The 18,899-nt window shown below is 36.6% G+C and carries 16 protein-coding genes and 1 pseudogene; 9 read left to right on the forward strand and 8 right to left on the reverse strand.

What is annotated here, in order from left to right; translation table 11 throughout:
• Positions 1 to 330: 330 nt before the first annotated feature.
• Together ACXKY9_RS02630 and ACXKY9_RS02635 are read left to right on the forward strand one after the other, a co-directional pair.
• Positions 331 to 849 (forward strand): YehS family protein, encoded by a 519-nt coding sequence (locus tag ACXKY9_RS02630; RefSeq protein WP_001251702.1) that lies wholly within the window; start codon positions 331 to 333, stop codon positions 847 to 849.
• A gap of 95 nt (positions 850 to 944) precedes the next feature.
• Positions 945 to 1,652 carry a M48 family metallopeptidase gene (locus ACXKY9_RS02635; protein ID WP_000233735.1) on the forward strand — a complete coding sequence of 236 codons (708 nt, stop codon included), beginning with the start codon at positions 945 to 947 and terminating at the stop codon, positions 1,650 to 1,652.
• A 200-nt stretch (positions 1,653 to 1,852) separates the two neighbouring features.
• Here ACXKY9_RS02635 and ACXKY9_RS02640 read toward each other — a convergent pair whose 3' ends face one another.
• Together ACXKY9_RS02640 and ACXKY9_RS02645 are read right to left on the reverse strand one after the other, a co-directional pair.
• Positions 1,853 to 2,548 carry a hypothetical protein gene (locus ACXKY9_RS02640; RefSeq protein WP_000217543.1) on the reverse strand — a complete coding sequence of 232 codons (696 nt, stop codon included), beginning with the start codon at positions 2,546 to 2,548 and terminating at the stop codon, positions 1,853 to 1,855.
• A gap of 14 nt (positions 2,549 to 2,562) precedes the next feature.
• Complete coding sequence (locus tag ACXKY9_RS02645) at positions 2,563 to 3,672, reverse strand: mandelate racemase/muconate lactonizing enzyme family protein (protein WP_000704490.1); 1,110 nt, start codon at positions 3,670 to 3,672, stop codon at positions 2,563 to 2,565.
• Positions 3,673 to 3,765: 93 nt separating this feature from the next.
• Here ACXKY9_RS02645 and ACXKY9_RS02650 point away from each other — a divergent pair, with 93 nt between their 5' ends.
• The gene (locus ACXKY9_RS02650; RefSeq protein ID WP_000972812.1) at positions 3,766 to 5,037 is read left to right on the forward strand and encodes a hypothetical protein; all 1,272 of its coding nucleotides are present in this window, start codon (positions 3,766 to 3,768) and stop codon (positions 5,035 to 5,037) included.
• Here the strand turns inward: ACXKY9_RS02650 and nhaC are convergent.
• Positions 5,026 to 6,446, reverse strand: a pseudogene (nhaC, locus tag ACXKY9_RS02655) (Na+/H+ antiporter NhaC). The gene ACXKY9_RS02650 and the pseudogene nhaC sit on opposite strands and share 12 nt — an antisense overlap.
• A 293-nt stretch (positions 6,447 to 6,739) precedes the next feature.
• On the opposite strand from nhaC, the gene ACXKY9_RS02660 reads away from it, so the two are divergent.
• Together ACXKY9_RS02660 and ACXKY9_RS02665 are read left to right on the forward strand one after the other, a co-directional pair.
• Entirely contained in the window at positions 6,740 to 7,855 is a 1,116-nt protein-coding gene (locus ACXKY9_RS02660; protein WP_000853511.1) for a M20 peptidase aminoacylase family protein, read from the forward strand.
• Positions 7,856 to 8,089: 234 nt separating this feature from the next.
• Complete coding sequence (locus tag ACXKY9_RS02665; RefSeq protein ID WP_001005631.1) at positions 8,090 to 8,695, forward strand: SAM-dependent methyltransferase; 606 nt, start codon at positions 8,090 to 8,092, stop codon at positions 8,693 to 8,695.
• A gap of 33 nt (positions 8,696 to 8,728) precedes the next feature.
• Here ACXKY9_RS02665 and ahpF read toward each other — a convergent pair whose 3' ends face one another.
• Positions 8,729 to 10,255 (reverse strand): alkyl hydroperoxide reductase subunit F, encoded by a 1,527-nt coding sequence (ahpF, locus tag ACXKY9_RS02670; protein WP_000599501.1) that lies wholly within the window; start codon positions 10,253 to 10,255, stop codon positions 8,729 to 8,731.
• Between the two features lie 14 nt (positions 10,256 to 10,269).
• Entirely contained in the window at positions 10,270 to 10,833 is a 564-nt protein-coding gene (gene ahpC / locus ACXKY9_RS02675) for an alkyl hydroperoxide reductase subunit C (protein ID WP_000924420.1), read from the reverse strand.
• 591 nt (positions 10,834 to 11,424) lie between these two features.
• Here ahpC and mtnK point away from each other — a divergent pair.
• Genes mtnK through ACXKY9_RS02690 form a run of 3 tightly spaced genes read left to right on the forward strand, consistent with a single transcriptional unit; the run spans position 11,425 to position 14,405 of the window.
• Entirely contained in the window at positions 11,425 to 12,654 is a 1,230-nt protein-coding gene (mtnK, locus tag ACXKY9_RS02680; protein WP_000033255.1) for an S-methyl-5-thioribose kinase, read from the forward strand.
• Between the two features lie 9 nt (positions 12,655 to 12,663).
• Entirely contained in the window at positions 12,664 to 13,710 is a 1,047-nt protein-coding gene (gene mtnA, locus ACXKY9_RS02685) for an S-methyl-5-thioribose-1-phosphate isomerase (protein WP_003283000.1), read from the forward strand.
• A 53-nt stretch (positions 13,711 to 13,763) separates the two neighbouring features.
• Positions 13,764 to 14,405 (forward strand): L-fuculose-phosphate aldolase, encoded by a 642-nt coding sequence (locus ACXKY9_RS02690; protein WP_000926553.1) that lies wholly within the window; start codon positions 13,764 to 13,766, stop codon positions 14,403 to 14,405.
• A 45-nt stretch (positions 14,406 to 14,450) separates the two neighbouring features.
• Here the strand turns inward: ACXKY9_RS02690 and ACXKY9_RS02695 are convergent, their stop codons facing one another.
• The 3 genes from ACXKY9_RS02695 to ACXKY9_RS02705 are packed head-to-tail and all read right to left on the reverse strand — an operon-like array spanning position 14,451 to position 17,461.
• Complete coding sequence (locus tag ACXKY9_RS02695) at positions 14,451 to 15,458, reverse strand: FecCD family ABC transporter permease (RefSeq protein WP_000983744.1); 1,008 nt, start codon at positions 15,456 to 15,458, stop codon at positions 14,451 to 14,453.
• Positions 15,455 to 16,495 carry a FecCD family ABC transporter permease gene (locus ACXKY9_RS02700; protein WP_002100683.1) on the reverse strand — a complete coding sequence of 347 codons (1,041 nt, stop codon included), beginning with the start codon at positions 16,493 to 16,495 and terminating at the stop codon, positions 15,455 to 15,457. Before ACXKY9_RS02700 ends, ACXKY9_RS02695 begins: the two co-directional genes overlap by 4 nt.
• Positions 16,496 to 16,543: 48 nt before the next feature.
• Positions 16,544 to 17,461 carry an iron-hydroxamate ABC transporter substrate-binding protein gene (locus ACXKY9_RS02705; RefSeq protein WP_000732593.1) on the reverse strand — a complete coding sequence of 306 codons (918 nt, stop codon included), beginning with the start codon at positions 17,459 to 17,461 and terminating at the stop codon, positions 16,544 to 16,546.
• A 333-nt stretch (positions 17,462 to 17,794) separates the two neighbouring features.
• Here ACXKY9_RS02705 and ACXKY9_RS02710 point away from each other — a divergent pair, with 333 nt between their 5' ends.
• On the forward strand, positions 17,795 to 18,844 hold the full coding sequence (locus ACXKY9_RS02710) for an NAD(P)/FAD-dependent oxidoreductase (RefSeq protein WP_001078266.1): 1,050 nt from the start codon (positions 17,795 to 17,797) through the stop codon (positions 18,842 to 18,844).
• Positions 18,845 to 18,899 lie beyond the last annotated feature (55 nt).

Raw genomic sequence — 18,899 nt, forward strand, 5'->3', positions numbered from 1 at the left:
TTCATATGTAGTGCATGACATGAGTGAGTTGAAAATAAGTGCAGAGCTGGAAAAGAACAGTGTATTTGAGAAATCAAAGCACTGTTTTTTTCTTTTAGTTAATGTTAAGAGAGAAATCTTTTTATAGGCATATAAAAAACATGTAAGAGCTCTGTAGATACAATGATAGAGAAAAGTTCGGGTAAGACTATAAAACATATCTTTAAAATGTTAAAGTATTAATTTAGCGGACAATAACTAAAAGGTTAGATTAAACATGATAATTTAAAGCAGGTTATAGCATAAACTTTAACCGCTGAATAAATAATCAACATTTCAGGAGGAAACCCAATGGCAATGAGCAACAACGATATATTAAAAAGAGTACGATACGCTTTAGATATAAAAGATATAGATATGGTAGAAATCTTTAAACTTGGCGGGATGGAAGTAACGAAAGAAGACGTAGTTGATATGCTTACAAAAATAAAGAGAGCTCCTCAGCATGAAGCTGAAAATGATGAGGTAGCTGAAGATGAGTACGTAAAAACATGCGATATGATGATGTTAGAGGCATTTTTAAATGGATTTATTACTTTAAAAAGAGGAAAGCAAGATCCGAAACCAGGGCAGCCTGCACCTGTACAGAGCAAGGAGAGTGCCAATAACCTTCTTCTAAAGAAAATGAAAATCGCACTATCTTTAACGAGTGAGGATGTACTTGATATATTAGATAGCGTAGGCGTTACGGTAACAAAAGGAGAGTTAGGCGCTCTATTAAGAAAAAAAGGTCATAAAAATTACAAAGAGTGCGGCGATAGATACGCAAGGAATTTCATTAAGGGATTAGGTGTAAAGTATAGAGGATAATGAGTTCGTTAAAGCAGTAAATGATATAATAGGTAGAGTAGGACGTTCGTATCCTACTCTTTTTTATTTGTAAAAATACTATGCTAGGTGATGAAATGGTACATACATATTTAGGTGAGACAATTAATTTTCATATAACTTATAAGAAGAAAAAGTCCGTGCGTCTTTTTGTAGATTCGTATGGAAATGTAGAAATACAGGCTCCGAAAGGGACACCTGTTGAATACTTAGTCCAGTTGCTAGAAGAGAAGTGGGGGTGGATTCAGACAACACGTAAAGAAATGCAGGAGCGAGCGCATGGACCACAGGAAAAGGATTATGATCAAGGAGAAGGCTTTTTGTATTTAGGGAATACGTATCCGATACAGATTTCCCAAGATGCAAGCATTGAGCAAGACAACGCAGTATTTAAAGGGGATAAGTTACATATTTATGTGAAAGAGCTTAAGGATGAGAAAATACAACAAGCTTTAAAACGATTTTACTATAAGCAGTGTAAATCTTTAGTAGAGAAGAGTATTAAAGCGCATCAAAGTAATTTCAAAACAAAACCACGTTCTATTCGTATTACAGATAGTAGTCGTACTTGGGGTACTTGCGATTCGAATTTACAACTAACATTCAATTGGAAGCTAGCAATGGCACCACAGCGAGTAATTGACTATGTAGTTGTTCATGAAATGTGTCATATGGTTCATTTAAATCATGATCGATCGTTTTGGCGTCTTGTCGGGAAAATCATGCCCGATTATAAGGAAATGGAGAACTGGTTAGCTTTATCTAGTTGGAAGATGACGGTTTAATGTTGCGCTTTGTATAGGTTGCAATTATTGTCAATCTTTGTCGGTAAGTCGATATATTTCGAAAATCGCTGATATATTTGAAGTTGCGCCGATATATTTTGAAAATCGCTGATATATTCGGAGTTGCAATCGATATGTTCAATGAAGAGAAAGTAAAAGGAGAGGTCACAGCAGACATCTCCTCTTTTCGAGTATATAGGTTAGCGTCCAAACATCACAACAAAATCCCCATCCACTTTCGCCATCTCATACCCACGATACCCCTCCGAAAGCAAAGCCTGCTGTCCACTAGCATCACTCATTAGAATACTTTGAACATCCGTCCAATCGCTTTCTTTATCTCCGCGCAATTTCTTCACAAAAACATATCGCAGACTACCACCATACTTCTCCTTCAGCGCAGCAATCTCCATCCCTTGCGCAAATTTATCCTTCAAACTCGGGATGTTAAAAGGAGCAACGGTGCAGCATACATAATCATATTTGCTATCTTCTTTTTGTAATTCGTCCATGATGACGTTTGCTAATATTTTTTGCATCCCATTTCCTCGACAGTTCGGATGAACGTTTGAGATTTCTTGATAGATGACGCGGTGCAGTTCACTTTCTGATAGACCAATATCAAGCCCTAAATGTTCATCGTCGATAGGAGGGACGAGTAGAGCGCGAAATGCGATGAGTTTGTTTTCGATAAAAGCACCGATCATCATGCCGTTTCCTTCTAGAATGTATTGAAATTCTTCTAGTGAGAGTGGTTGTAAACGACTTTTATCTTCTAGTGCTTCAACTACGATGTTTTGTAGTGATAAAATTTGTTCGATGTGCTCTAGTGATAGTAATGTAACGTGAAATGATTCGTTATTTTGTTTTAATGTTCCTTCGTATAGAACCGTCATATGATAGTCCTCCTTTAGCGTACAACGTCTTGAAAGACGGTTAGTTCTTGTAGTGTATCTTCGTTTATTTCAATGCCGAGTCCGGGCTTTTCGTTTAAGCGAATGAATGGTACATCGTAATGTAAGTTTCCAATGTCTTTCGTGAATTTTAATGGTCCTGTTAGCTCTACGCTCGTAATGATTTTCTTTGAGAAAGCGACATGGAATCCTGCGGAAGAGGCAACAGATGATTCGACCATTGATCCCACTTGGCATTCAATGCCGGCCATTTCAGCTTGATGAGCGAGCTTTACAGCTGGATGTATGCCACCGCATTTCATTAGTTTTATATTCACTTTATCAGCAGCTTCTAATTTAATAATTTGGCGCATTTCACGAGAACTTTTTAGTCCTTCATCAATCATAAGCGGGAGGTCTGTCTTAGAACGAATATGAGCCATGGCATCAATATCGTCCGCGATAACAGGTTGTTCAATCCAGTCAATGTTTAAATGTCCTAATGACCGCAGTGCTGTTAATGTGTTTGCGCTATTTTTCCAGCCTTGGTTTACATCAACGCGAATAGCGATGTCATTTCCTACACGTTCTCGTACAGCTTCAATACGTTTCACATCTTCTTTTACATTCGTACCAACTTTCATTTTGAAAGATTGGTAACCTTTTTGAATCATAGAAGCAGCTTCTTCAGCCATATCTTCAGGATCGGCAATACTTAAAACGTGAGTGACAGGGAATTCTTCATGATAGCGCCCGCCAATTAATTGATATACAGGTTGATTTAGTTTTTTGCCCATTATATCAAAACAAGCAATATCAATTGCAGCTTTCGCTGTTGGAACACCGTAAATTGTATTGTCCATCATGTCGTGTATTTTTTCGATATTCATTGGATTTTTCCCGATTAGAGCAGGGGTTAGCGTATGTTTTAAAGTATGGAAAGTACTTTCCCATGATTCACCTGTGACGTGATCATCAGCAACGCCTTCACCGTAACCGATAATACCTTCATCTGTTTCCATTTTGACGATAATAGAGGGCATATCAGAATAAGAGCCATAACTAATAACAAACGGATTGCGAAGCGGTAAACGAATTGCGTAAAGATGAATAGCTGTAATTTTCATTGAATAGAAACCCCTTCCTGTTTACAATAGTTTTGTACATTTGATATAGTTGACGTTAAATAGTCGTTAATTAATGATAAGGAGTTAGAGAAAATGATGATAAAAATTGCAGTTGTCGGTTCAAAGGAGTTTATGGAGAACCTTTTTCCTATTGCTCAAAAATTAGAAGGAATAGAAATTGATCCATATATTTACCTTCATCCGGCGGAATCTTCTGAATTATTAAAGTGTCTAAAGCCTTGTGATGTCATCTTTTTCTCAGGTGCTTTACCTTATTATATGGCAAAAGAAATAAGAGAACAATTACGAATTCCAAGTACATACTTACAGCAAGACGAGACAACTGTCGCATCTTCAATTCTTTCTATCATGTATCATCAAAGTATTCAACCACATAACATTTCCATCGATTTAGTAGACCGCTCGTTTATTACAAATGTGTTCCATGATATTGGTATAAAAGAAAGCCCGCAAGTGTTGGATTATGAAAATATGCTGTGGAGTAAAGATGAAATAAATAGAGTTATCGATTTTCATGTAGCTAAATATCAATCTGGAGAAGCTCATTTAGCTTTAACTAGTATTCACGCTGTTTACGACGAGCTTCAAAAAATAGGTGTTCCTTCAGAGCGCATGATTGATCCAACACAATCCATTATACATGGTCTAAAAGATGCAAAAATAAAAGCTGAGTTAGCAAAAAGCTATTCAGCTACTGTTGGTGCTTGTATTATTTCTTCCCTAGAATTACGAACGAGTTTGCTTGAAAAACTAGATGTCATTTCAAAAGAACTACGTGGTTCATTTAAACAAGTGGATGAAATGACATGTATTTTGTATACAACTCGTGGTGATATCGAATCGATTATTAAAACAAATGCGATAAATAACTTGTTTGCGAGCGTAGAAGGAACGATAGCTATTGGATTTGGTTATGGAAAAACCGTGAAAGAGGCGGAGCAAAATGCAAAAATTGCTCAAAGTTTTGCAAAGAATAATCCAATAGATCGTTGTTTTTATATACTAACAAGTGATAAAGATTTGTTTGGTCCGTTCCCGAAAGAACAGAGAGTACAAAGTTTGAAAAATGATAATCCGGAACTAATGAAAATAGCGAAGGAAACGAAGCTTAGTCCGGCCAACTTGTCAAAAATCATTCAATTTAGTCAATCGCATCCGTCATTGAAGTTTACAGCAGCTGACCTTTCTGAGTACTTACAAGTGACTCGAAGATCGACAGAAAGGTTGTTAAAGAAATTAGTTGATTACGGGTATGCTCATATTTGCGGCGAGGAAATGCCCTATCAACAAGGGCGACCTCGCGCACTATATGAACTGAATTTACCGCTATTTTTAAGCTTCTAGTTGAGCTTTTTGTTTCTTTAGCAGTTCTGCTTTTTCAATGTCTGATAGTTTTACAATTGTGAAGCCTGTTATACCATAAATGATTGAGATAATAGGTACGATGAAATTCAAAATAGCATAAGGGGCATATTCAAATGCACCTACGCCAAGTGTAGCGAGAATAAATACACCGCACGTATTCCAAGGAACGAAGACAGAAGTTAATGTTCCGCCATCTTCTAATGCTCTGGATAAGTTTTTTGAATGTAGTCCTTTTTCTGTGTATGCATTTGCGTACATTCTTGAAGGGACAACAATTGAAATATATTGTTCAGAGCAAGTAAGGTTTGTTGCAAAACAAGATGCGATAGTAGAAGCGATAAGCCCTTTTGCTGATTTCGCTAACTTTAAAATCTGATTTACAATTGAGCGAAGAATACCTGTATGTTCTAATACTCCTCCGAAAGTCATAGCGACAATTGTCATCGAGACTGTATTCATCATCGAATCTAAGCCACCGCGGTTAAATAGTTCGTCTACTAGCTTGTTTCCAGTGTCTATAACAAATCCAGCTTGGAGTGCACCGACAGATGCTGAGACAGAACCACCTTGAATAAAGACTTGTGATAAAAATCCTAAAATAATACCGACGAGAATCGCTGGTATAGCAGGGACCTTTTAGCGACCAATACCATAACGACTACGGGTATAATGAGTAGGAAAGGTGAGATAACAAAGTTTTGTTGCAATACTTGTAACGTTTGATCGATGCTCTTCGCATCAATATTGTTAGCGCCGAAGCTTCTTCCTAAGACCGCGTAGACGATAAGAGTAATAATTAAACCTGGAACTGTAGTAAATAACATATGACGAATGTGTGCGAATAAATCTGTATTTGTTAATCCTGCGGCTAGGTTAGTTGTATCTGAAAGCGGTGACATTTTATCGCCAAAATAAGAGCCTGAAATAATGGCACCAGCAACCATTGGAGCTGGGATTCCCATACTTAGGCCAATTCCCATTCCAGCAACACCAATTGTCCCCATTGTAGACCAAGAGCTACCAATTGCTAATGCAACGATAGAACAAATGACGGTAATGGAAACTAAAAATAGTGATGGAGTTAAAAGTTTTAAACCGTAATAAATCATCGTTGCGACGATTCCACCGCCAATCCAAGCACCAATTGTTAAGCCAACAAGAATAATAATGACGATAGCAGGTAATGCAAGACGAATCCCTTTATACATTGCTTCTTCAAGATCATTCCATTTGTAACCATAACGCCAAGCGACAATAGAAGCAACGGTTGTACCGATAATAAGTGGAACGTGAGGGGTTTGTTTTAATACAACAATTGTAACCATCATAACTGCAACGGTAATGATAATAGGGATAATCGCTATTCCAAAAGGTATTTCTTTTTTCATAAAGTTCCTCCTTGTTACGTATGTTTGTTTGTATTTTTAGAATTGTCGTAAAATAGACGTTTATTAGGTTATGATAACTAAAAGTTTATGTAAGCGTCAACATAAAAAACAGAAAATAAGGAATGTTCTAGTTGTTTGTTTAGTTTGTAATATAAGTGCAGAGTAAGGTTTTTAAGTATTTAAAAATAAACAATTGACTTTTTTCTTAAAATTCAATATGTTCATAAAAACATCTGTTTTTCATAAGTATAATTAACCCGAATCGTTTGTAATGTGGGAAGGAGACTGGAACGTTGAAAACATTAGAACTACAAGAGCGCTTAACGGAGATTTTTCAGCATTTACACGAAAACCCTGAAGTAAGTTGGAAAGAATATGAAACGACAGCGTATATTACTGACTTTTTAAAAGAAGAAGGAATTTCATATAGAACATTTGATGATTGTCCAGGTGTAATTGCTGAGATTGGAGGCGGGAATCCAGTTATTGCGATTCGTGCTGATATGGATGCACTTTGGCAAGAAGTAAATGGAGAATTTAAAGCGAACCATTCATGTGGCCATGATGCTCATATGACCATTGTAATGGGACTTATTTTACAATTGAAAAATATGAGATGGAAAAGTGGTATGGTTAGATTTATTTTTCAGCCGGCAGAAGAGAAGGGGAATGGTGCTTTGAAGATGGTGGAGAAAGGTGCTGTAGATGATGCTGATTTCTTATTTGGCATCCATCTAAGACCAATTGAAGAACTATCTTTGAAACAAGCAGCCCCATCTATTCGCCATGGAGCAGCAGGATTTTTAGAGGGTATGATTCATGGGGAGGATGCACACGGGGCAAGACCACACCAAGGTGTGAATGCAATTGATGTCATTTCCATGATTAATATCGGTTTGAAAAATATTTGGCTGCCACCGCAAAGTTCCTATTCAGTAAAAATGACGAGATGCCAAGCAGGTGGTGATAATTTAAATATCATTCCAGGAAATGGTCATTTCAGTTTAGATGTAAGAGCTGAGAGTAATATACTATTAGAAGAATTAAAGAAAAAGATTGAGCATGTAATAGAATCAGCTGCATCGATGGGGTCGAAAACTTCATACGAATGGATGGATCTTGCACCAGGAGCAGAGGTTTCCGAAGAAGCAGAGCGCTTTATGCGTAAAGGTATTCTCGAAGTGTATGGGGAAGAGAGATGCACAGGGCCTCTCTATACGACAGGAAGCGATGATTTCCATTACTATACAGTGAAAAGACCACATTTAAAAGCTGTCATGCTTGGACTAGGAGCAGACCTACAACCTGGATTACACCATCCGTATATGAGGTTTGATCATAGTTGTATTATGGATGGGGTAGAAATATTGAAACAAACTGTATTGAAAGTGTTAGAAGACAGGGGCTAAAGAGCTCCTGTTTTTTTGTCGTGAATTGTCGGTAAATCGATATATTGAGAAAATCGTTGATATATTTGAAGTTATGATAGATATATTGAGAAAATCGTTGATATATTTGAAGTTACGATAGATATATTAAGAAAATCGTTAATATAATTTCACGTACCTATTAATTTGATGAAAAATGAGCCTCCAGTACATGGTGTATAATAATAAGTACCATTTTTTAATAGGAGAAAACGAATGAACGAACAATATTACGATGCAGTTTTACATATAAAAACAGTCGGTGAGCAAAAAGGGTTTAACAAGTCTATGCATTATCACCGCTACGAACCGACGCCGTATAGCGGGTTAGATGAGTTATTGAATCAATATGAAATACGAAGTAGCGACCGAATTGTAGACTTTGGGTGCGGAAAAGGGCGATTAAACTTTTATATGCATCATAAATGTGGGGCTTCAGCAGTTGGAATTGAAATGAATGAAGAATTTTATAAAGAAGCGATGGATAATCGAGATCGTTATGCCCGAAAGGCACGAAACAGTAAGGGGAAAATTCAATTCCAATGTTGTTTAGCGCAGGAATATAAGATTGATCCACATGATAATAGGTTTTATTTCTTTAATCCGTTTTCTGTGCAAGTGTTTATGAATGTAGTAAATAACATTTTGCTTTCAGTAGAAAATACGGGGAGAGAAGTGGATATTATTTTATATTATCCTTCTGAGGACTATATTTTCTTCTTAGAAAATCAGACTGCGTTTGAGCTGAAGAAAGAAGTTAGATTGCCAGGTGCTTATGAGAAGAATGGGAATGAGAGGTTTTTAGTTTATACATTAGGGTAATAAAAAAACAGGTGCCAAGGCACCTGTTTTTTATTAGTTACGGATTAAGTAATCAAATGCACCTAAAGCTGCGTTTGCACCTGAACCCATAGAGATGATGATTTGTTTGTACGGATTATTTGTACAGTCACCTGCAGCAAACACTCCTGGTACGTTTGTAGCGCCGTGCTTGTCTGTTACGATTTCACCGCGAACGCGTTCAACTGTTTCGCCTAACCAGTCTGTGTTTGGCACAAGACCGATTTGTACGAATACACCTTGTAATTCAACGTGATGAACTTCTTCAGTTTCACGATCGATGTAAGAAATACCGTTTACTTTATCAGTACCAGTGATTTCTTTCGTTTGAACGTTTTTCAGAACAGTTACGTTTGGTAAGCTGTTAAGACGCTCTTGTAATACAGCATCAGCTTTTAATTCTGGCATGAATTCAAGAACAGTTACGTGCTTAACGATACCTGCTAAGTCGATAGCTGCTTCAATACCAGAGTTACCTCCGCCGATAACTGCTACGTCTTTTCCAGTGAATAATGGACCGTCACAGTGTGGGCAATATGCTACACCTTTATTTTTGAACTCAGCTTCACCTGGTACGCCAACATTACGCCAGCGAGCACCTGTAGAAACGATTACGCTCTTACTTTTCAGAATAGCGCCGTTTTCAAGTTCCACTTCAATAAGTTCTTTTTTCTCTAAACGTTTCGCACGTTGTAGATTCATTACATCGATGTCGTATTCTTTTACGTGTTCTTCAAGGCTTGCTACTAGCTTAGGACCTTCAGTCTTTTTTACGCTGATGAAGTTCTCAATGCCCATAGTATCCATTACTTGACCACCGAAGCGCTCAGCAACGATACCAGTGCGGATGCCTTTACGTGCTGCGTAAATTGCTGCACTTGCACCAGCAGGGCCCCCACCAACAACAAGAACATCGTATGGATCTTTATCAGAAAGCTCTGATGCATCTGGACCGTTACCCATTTTAGCTAAAATTTCTTCAAGTGTCATACGACCGCTTCCGAAAGATTCGCCGTTTAGGTAAACAGTTGGTACTGCCATGATGTCTTTGCTTTCTACTTCCTCTTTGAATGCAGCGCCATCAATCATAGTATGTGTAATACCAGGGTTAAGAACGCTCATTACGTTAAGAGCTTGTACAACATCAGGACAGTTATGACAACTTAGGCTGATATAAGATTCAAAATGATATTCGCCTTGAATGTTTTTAATTTGATCGATTAATTTTTGTTCAACTTTTGGAGCGCGTCCACTTACTTGTAGTAAAGCTAACACTAATGATGTAAATTCGTGTCCTAATGGAATACCAGCGAATACGACACCAGTGTCTTCACCAGGGCGGTTTACGCTAAAGCTTGGTGTTCTCTCTAATTCAACTTTTTCTACTGTAATCTTAGATGACATAGTAGCTAATTCGTCTACTAGAGCTAACATATCTTTAGATACGTTATCGTCTCCTGCGCTTACCTTAAGTAAAATATCGTTCTCCATTAATTGAAGGTATTGGGATAGTTGTGTTTTTATATCTGCATCTAGTATCATTTTGATCGAACTCCTTAGATTTTGCCTACAAGGTCAAGGCTTGGTTTAAGTGTTGCAGAACCCTCTTGCCATTTAGCTGGGCAAACTTCACCTGGGTTGTTACGTACGTATTGAGCAGCTTTAATTTTGTTAACAAGAATGCTTGCGTCACGGCCGATACCATCAGCATTGATTTCCATAGATTGGATAACGCCGTCTGGATCGATGATGAATGTACCACGAGCAGCAAGACCTTCTTCTTCCATTAAAACGTTGAAGTTTGTAGTGATTGTGCGAGTTGGGTCACCAATCATGATGTACTCGATTTTGCCGATAGTTTCTGAGCTATCATGCCATGCTTTGTGAGTGAAGTGAGTGTCTGTAGATACAGAGTATACTTCAACGCCTAAGTCTTTTAGAGTTGCGTATTGGTTTTGTAAGTCTTCAAGTTCAGTTGGGCAAACGAATGTGAAGTCAGCTGGGTAGAAACAAACTACACTCCATTTTCCTTTTAAACTTTCGTCAGTAACTTGGATAAATTCTCCATTATGGTAAGCATTAGCTTTAAACGGTTTTACTTCTGTGCCGATTAATAACATATTAAAATTCCTCCTAAATGTTGGTTTTGAGCATCAAAAAATAGTGTGCTCATAAAATATATTTTTTAATTAACTATAATAATTCTAATTCGATATTAATTATCATATAGAAGTGGTTATTTTGTCAAGAGAATAAACCAACTTTATACCAATTTAATTAATATTTATTCTCAATTAAGGCTAACAGGGAATGGAAAGGTAACTTTAAGTTTATAAATTTTCAATGATTGTTTGAAAGAGTAGTGTGTATGTTAGAAATATGGTGTAAGTGTAAATTCTTAGGAAGGAAATATTTCTTAGAAGTTATGTATTTGAAAAGGAACTGCTTATTTCTATTTTACAAAGAATTGTGCGATAAATAAAATAAAATGAATCGAAATCTTTTTGAACAATTTTTGTCATCTCAAATATATAATTAGGAAGTATATTACGCTGATAGTTAGAAACATTGACTCAAAGTGCTAACAAGATATAATAAAACCTAGATATACCTTTCAAAAAGAAGAATACATATTTATAGGATGAAAAAATTCAACCTATTATTTTTTATAGCTTTTAGAAAACGCTTACAATTGGTGTGGAGGGGAAACCATGTCTAAGTTCACAAAGTATTTTTTAATGGAAGCTAGCGATGTGATTGCATATGTGAAAGAGAAATTATCTAAGTTTGAACATGCAAAGGGGCTAAAGTGTAAAGAAATAGGTGATGGCAATTTAAATTATGTGTTCCGCGTTTGGGATAAAAAAGAGAACATGTCTGTCATCGTAAAGCAAGCTGGGGATACAGCTCGCATTTCAGATGAGTTTAAGTTATCGACGAATCGTATTCGTATAGAATCAGATGTTTTGCAGTTAGAGAATGAGTTAGCACCTGGACTTGTTCCTAAGGTGTATTTATTTGATAGTGTGATGAACTGTTGCGTAATGGAAGATTTATCGAATCACACAATATTACGTACAGCACTTATAAATCATCAAATATTTCCGCAGCTTGCTGACGACTTAACTACTTTTATGGTAAATACACTTTTATTAACATCTGATGTTGTAATGAATCATAAAGAGAAGAAGGAACTTGTGAAGAATTATATAAATCCTGAATTATGTGAGATTACAGAGGACCTCGTATATTCAGAACCATTTACAAATCATAATAAGCGTAATGAGTTATTTCCTTTAAATGAGGGATGGATTAGGGAGCATATTTATAGTGATAAAGAGCTTCGTATGGAAGTAGCGAAACGTAAATTTTCTTTTATGACGAATGCACAGGCATTGCTTCATGGTGATTTACATACTGGTTCTGTTTTTGTAAGAGATGATTCTACAAAGGTTATTGATCCTGAGTTTGCTTTTTATGGACCTATGGGATATGACGTTGGGAATGTAATGGCGAATTTAATGTTTGCTTGGGTGAATGCAGATGCAACGATGCCACCTGGAGCTGAGAAAGATACGTATATGGATTGGTTACAAACTACGATGGTAGAGGTAATTGATTTATTTAAGAAGAAGTTTTTAGATGCTTGGGATATTCATGTGACCGAGATTATGGCGAAGGAAGAAGGCTTTAACGAAGTATATTTACAATCTGTATTAGAGGATACAGCTGCAGTGACAGGTCTTGAATTAATCCGCCGTATTGTTGGATTAGCGAAAGTAAAAGATATTACTTGTATTGAGAATGAGGAAGCACGTGCTAGAGCGGAGCAAATTTGTCTTAAAGTAGCGAAGAGTTTTATTTTACGAGCGAATCAATATAGAACAGGTAGAAGTTTTGTAGAAACGTTAAAAGAACAGTCAATGCACTACGCGGAGTAAGGGGAGAATATGATGGAAGAGCAATTAATACCAATTCAGTGGAAAGATGATGCTTTAGTTTTGTTAGATCAAACGTTATTACCGAATGAAATTGTCTATGAATCATTTAAAACAGCTGAAAGTGTGTGGGATGCCATTCAAGTAATGAAAGTACGAGGTGCACCAGTGATTGGTGTTTCAGCAGCTTATGGAGTGTATTTAGGGGTAAAGGAATTTGCTGAAAGTACGGAAGAAGGATTTATGGATGAAGTAAGAAAGGTATGTACATACTTGGCGACATCAAGACCGACTGCAGTAAATTTATTTTGGGCACTTGAAAGAATGGAAAGTGTAGCGGCAGATAATATTCATTTATCAATCTCACAGTTGAAAGATAGATTACTAGAAGAGGCAAAAGAAATTCATAGAGAAGATGAAGAAATAAACCGTCAAATTGGAGAACATGCATTAACATTATTCCATGATGGAATGGGAGTATTAACACATTGTAATGCTGGTGCGTTAGCGACGACTAAGTATGGTACTGCGACGGCTCCAATGTACTTAGCGAAAGAAAAAGGATGGGACTTAAAAATCTTTTCGGATGAAACACGTCCAAGATTACAAGGGTCAACGTTAACGGCATTAGAACTACAGCGAGCGGGAATTGATGTTACTGTCATTACGGATAATATGGCGGCTATGGTCATGTCACAAGGGAAGATTGACGCTGTAATTGTTGGATGCGACCGTGTGGCAGCGAACGGTGATATAGCAAATAAAATTGGAACATTAGGCGTATCTATTTTAGCGAAATACTACAACATTCCGTTTTATGTAGCAGCGCCAACGCCGACAATCGACTTAAAAACACCGACAGGAAAAGAAATTCCCATCGAGGAAAGAGATGCTTCTGAAGTGATTAATCGCTTCGGACAATATTCTGCTCCGAAAGAAAGTAAAGTATATAATCCAGCATTTGATGTTACTCCACATGAAAATGTAACAGCGATTATTACAGAAAAAGGGATTGTAAAGGCACCGTTTACGGAGAATTTAAAAAAGATATTTCAATAAGTAGATAAATATAAAAGTCAGTCATCATAAGCTTCATACTTAGGGGGATGTATATGTTATTACAAAAAGAAAGAGAAGAAATTGTAGCGTATGGAAAGAAAATGATTTCTAGTGGTTTAACAAAGGGGACGGGTGGTAATATTAGTATCTTTAATCGTGAACAAGGTCTTGTTGCGATTAGCCCAAGTGGTTTAGAGTACTATGAAACAAAGCCTGAAGATGTAGTTATATTAAACCTAGATGGTGAAGTAATAGAAGGAGAGAGAAAACCATCAAGTGAATTAGATATGCACCTTATTTACTATAGGAAGCGTGAAGATATAAATGCGCTTGTGCATACACATTCTCCTTACGCGAAGACGATTGCGTCATTAGGATGGGAGCTTCCGGCTGTGTCATATTTAATTGCTTTTGCAGGTCCGAATGTCCGCTGTGCGCCGTATGAAACATTTGGTACGAAGCAATTAGCGGATGCTGCTTTTGAAGGCATGATTGATCGTCGTGCTGTGCTACTTGCAAATCACGGTTTAATTGCTGGTGCAAATAATATAAAAATGGCATTTACTGTTGCAGAAGAGATTGAGTTTTGTGCTCAAATTTATTATCAAACGAAAAGCATTGGGGAACCAAAGCTATTGCCAGAAGATGAGATGGAGAATTTGGCGAAGAAGTTTGAAGGGTATGGGCAACAGTAGAATGAAATAAAAAACACCCTCAAGAAAAAATCTTGAGGGTGTTTCTTACGCCTTTTTAAGCAATAAATACATAAAGTAAGGAGCACCAATTAAAGCAACGACAATACCAGCTGGAATACCGTTAGGATCGACGATATTACGTCCGATTGTGTCTGCTAATAACAATAGCCATCCGCCGATTAAAAGGGCGATAGGCATGAAAATTTGATGTCTTGGACCTACTAAAGATTTTGCAATATGAGGAGCCATTAGTCCGACAAAACTAATTCCTCCTGTTACGGAAACAGCTGCAGCTGCAAGCGCAACGGCTGCGACTAATAAGTATCTGCGTTCTTTTTCAATTTCAATCCCAACGCCGATTGCGACTGGCTCGTTTAATGCTAGAATGTTTAATCGATTTGCTTTATAGAAAACGAACGGAATTAATACGATTAACCATGGGAGCATTGCTAAAACGAAGACCCAGTCATCTCCCCAAATATTTCCTGCAATCCATTTGGCGATAAAGTCCACTTTCATACGATCAGCGGATGAAATAAGGACAATCATCATTCCAGATAGTGCAAATGAAAAACCAATACCAGTTAATGTTAGTCGGATTGGCTGAAGTCCAGTTGATTTACTATAAGAAAATACATAAATTAGAACAGCTGTCAGAAATGCGCCGATAAATCCAACAACAGGTAGTAAGTAAAGAAATGAACCTACATCTATTGGAAAGTATAAAAAGAAAATAGCAACAGCAACACCGGCTCCAGAGTTGATACCGAGAATACCAGGTTCCGCTAAATCATTTCGGGTAATTCCTTGTAGGATAGCACCTGATAAAGCGAGAGCCATACCAGCTAATAATGTAATAACAATTCTAGGTAGTCGTAAAGAGTATAAAACAAACTCCTCTTTAAAAGTCCCTTGTCCCATTAATGTTGGGAGTAGCCGATCATAAGATAAAGATGCTGAACCAAGTCCCATTCCAACTACAATGGTTGTGATGGTTAGTATTAGTAAAGCGAGTATAATAAGACGTTGTTTTCTTAGAATAGATTGCATCATGAGAATGTTTTTCCTCCTTTACGTACAACGAATAGGAAGAATGGCAGCCCTACAATTGCGACAATAGCGGCAACTGGTGTTTCGTACGGAGCGTTAATAGTACGTCCGACTGTATCTGCAAGTAGCATAAAGGAAGCTCCAGTAATTGCTGACATTGGTATAACAAATCGGTAGTCTGGCCCGACAATTGGACGTACCATATGAGGTACCATTAAGCCGATAAATGCCATATTTCCGACAAGAGCTACAGACGCACCAGCAAGTAATATAATAATGATAAATAGAATGGTTTTAATAACAATAATTTTTTGACCTAGTCCAATAGCAACTTCTTCACTGAAACTAAGAACTGTCAATTTTTTTGCTAGTAAGATAGCGATAAAGATACTAATTGAAATGACTGGAATAATAATTTTTAATTGGCCCCAAGTTGTTCCAATTACGCCCCCAGCAGTCCAAAGTGATACCTCTTGTGAAATTTTGAAGTAAATGCCGACTCCTTCTGAAATTGCGAGTAGAAATGCTGAAACGGCAGCACCGGCTAATACAATTCGAAGAGGGGACAGCCCGCCTTTTTTCACCATACCAATTCCAAATACCATAATCGCACCGATTGCAGCACCGATAAAGCAAGCTAATGTTAAGTAAAGATAGCTGATGGAAGGGTTGAAAGCAAGTGTCAGTGCAAGTGCAGCATTTGCTCCACCAGATAGCCCTAGTAATCCAGGATCTGCAAGCGGATTTCGTGTTAATCCTTGCATAATTGCTCCAGAAACAGCAAGTCCAGCTCCTACAAAAATTGCAGCTACTTCACGTGGTAAACGAATTTCTCGAATAATAGATATTTTGTCCCCTTTAGCAGAGGAAGTGAGCGCTAACCATACATCTTTTATTGAAGTATCGGCAGCCCCTAATACCATTGCCACCATAAAAATAAGAAAGAATGCAATTATGCTCAAAATTAGTTTGTATGTAAAAGCTATAGAACGTGGATTGTCGTGATCTTTTGTCATTCGTTTCACATCTTTTCTGTTCATAGAATAAAGGAAGAGGAATTCTTAATTTAAGAATTCCTCATGTTTGTATTATTTACCAAGAAAGCTCTTCTTGAAGAAGTCTAGTTGGAAATCTAGTGTAAGTGGATCGTTGAAATAGAATTCCATCATGTTTGCTTCGTATACGCGATTATTTTTTACTGCTGGGATGTTTTTATATGATTCTGTCTCCTGGAATGAGTTATCAGTATCTTTGTTTTTACTTACGATTAAGTAATCACCAGCAAACTCAGGTAATACCTCAGTAGATAATGCGTAGTAACCTTCTTTTAATGCTTTTTCTTTTACTTTTTCAGGCATTTTTAATTTCATTTCTTGGTACAGAATTTCTGTTCCACGGCCCCAGTTTTCGCCGTATACATAAAGCTGTTTGTTGAAGTTTTCTACAACAGAAACTGTTGCATCTTCACCGATTTTTGCTTTAATTTCTTTACCAGCGTCTTGTGCACGTTTTTTGAAGTCATCAACCCAAGTTTTTGCTTCTTTTTCTTTGTTTAATAACTTACCGATTTCTAAATGCTGTGTTAAGTAATCAACTTTTCCGTAAGTGTATGTTACAGTAGGAGCGATTTTCTTTAACTTATCAGCATTTTTAATATTTGATAAACCAATGATTAAATCTGGATTTAGTTCAGCGATTTTTTCAACATTTTCATCTGATACTTCAGCAACATCTTTAAGTTTGCTATCAAAACGTGGGTTTTGTTTAGACCATGAATCTACCCCAACAAGATTTACACCTAATGACATTACGTTACCAGCGAATGATGATAATACAACAACGCGTTTTGGATTTGCAGGAACTTCTACTTTACCATTTTCAGATTGGTATGTAATTGTTTCTGATTTGCTACCTTTTGCATCGTCCTTTTTGTCTGTAGAGCTATTGCTACAAGCGCTCATAACAAGAACGAAAAGGACTGTTAGTGAAATAAATAACTTTTTCATCGTCTTTCTCCTTTAACATAGATGATATGTGTATACAATAATTTGTTTAACTGTAATCTTTTTGAAATAGTAGTGGTAATGCAAAATAATTTATTAAAAATCTTGAATATGAGATTTTATAATATAGTAATAACCATAGTAATGAAAGAAGATGTAATCTCAAATTTGCTAATTATTAACAAAATGATAATGATTATCACTATTGATTCTTTAAATAATATAATTTTATATAGGTGTATTGTCAATAGTAATTTTGATTGTAAATTTTGCGGAAACAGGTTATATTTTATTGAGAATGATAATCAATGATTAGTAGCTGAGGAGTGAGCACGAATGAATCGAGAAGAATTGTTTGATGTAACCGTGATAGGCGGAGGACCTGCAGGGCTTTATTCAGCTTTTTATAGTGGACTCAGAGAAATGAAAACGAAAATAATAGAATTTCAACCACATTTAGGTGGAAAAATACATGTGTATCCGGAAAAAATGATTTGGGATGTAGGAGGACTATTACCAGTTACAGGTGATAAGTTAATTGAACAACTTGTACAGCAAGGGTTAACATTTAAGCCAGAAGTTGTATTAGATACAAAAGTGGAATCAATTATTCGTAATCAAGATGGTACTTTTACATTAAAAACAAGTACTGGGGAAGAACACTTTTCAAAAACAGTTATCGTCGCAACAGGAAGTGGTATATTGAAACCGCAAAAGTTATCTATTGAGGGTGCTGAGCGATTTGAAGTATCGAATTTAAATTATACAGTTAAATCTTTAAAGCGTTTCAAAGGTAAAACAGTTATTATTTCCGGTGGAGGCAATTCTGCTGTTGATTGGGCAAATGAATTAGAACCAATTGCGGAAAAAGTGTATTTAACCTATAGAAAAGAAGAATTATCTGGTCATGAAGCACAAGTAAAACAACTTATGAACAGCTCAGCGGAGTGTTTCTTTAATACATCGATTACAAAATTAATTGCTGGTGATAATCATGAAGCAATCGAATATGTAGAATTAACAAATCATGAAACAGGTGAGGTTTCTCATTTACCTATTGATGAAGTTATTATTAATCATGGATATGAACGCGACATTACATTATTAGAAAATAGTGAGTTAGACGTTGCAATTATAGATAATTATTATATTGCAGGTAATGCAAATAGTGAGTCTTCAGTAGATGGATTATATGCTGCTGGAGATATTTTAAAGCACGAAGGGAAACTACATTTAATTGCAGGTGCATTCCAAGATGCTGGAAATGCTGTGAATAAAGCCAAACAATTTATCCAACCAGATGCAAGTGAGTACGGAATGGTTTCTTCTCATAATGAAGTATTTAAGAAGAGAAATCGCGAACTGATTAAGCAGATAATGAAATAATAAGGAACAAGTATACCCCCACGTATTTCTCTATTCAAATGGATGAGAGATGTAC

Source organism: Bacillus sp. 2175 (assembly GCF_057812155.1).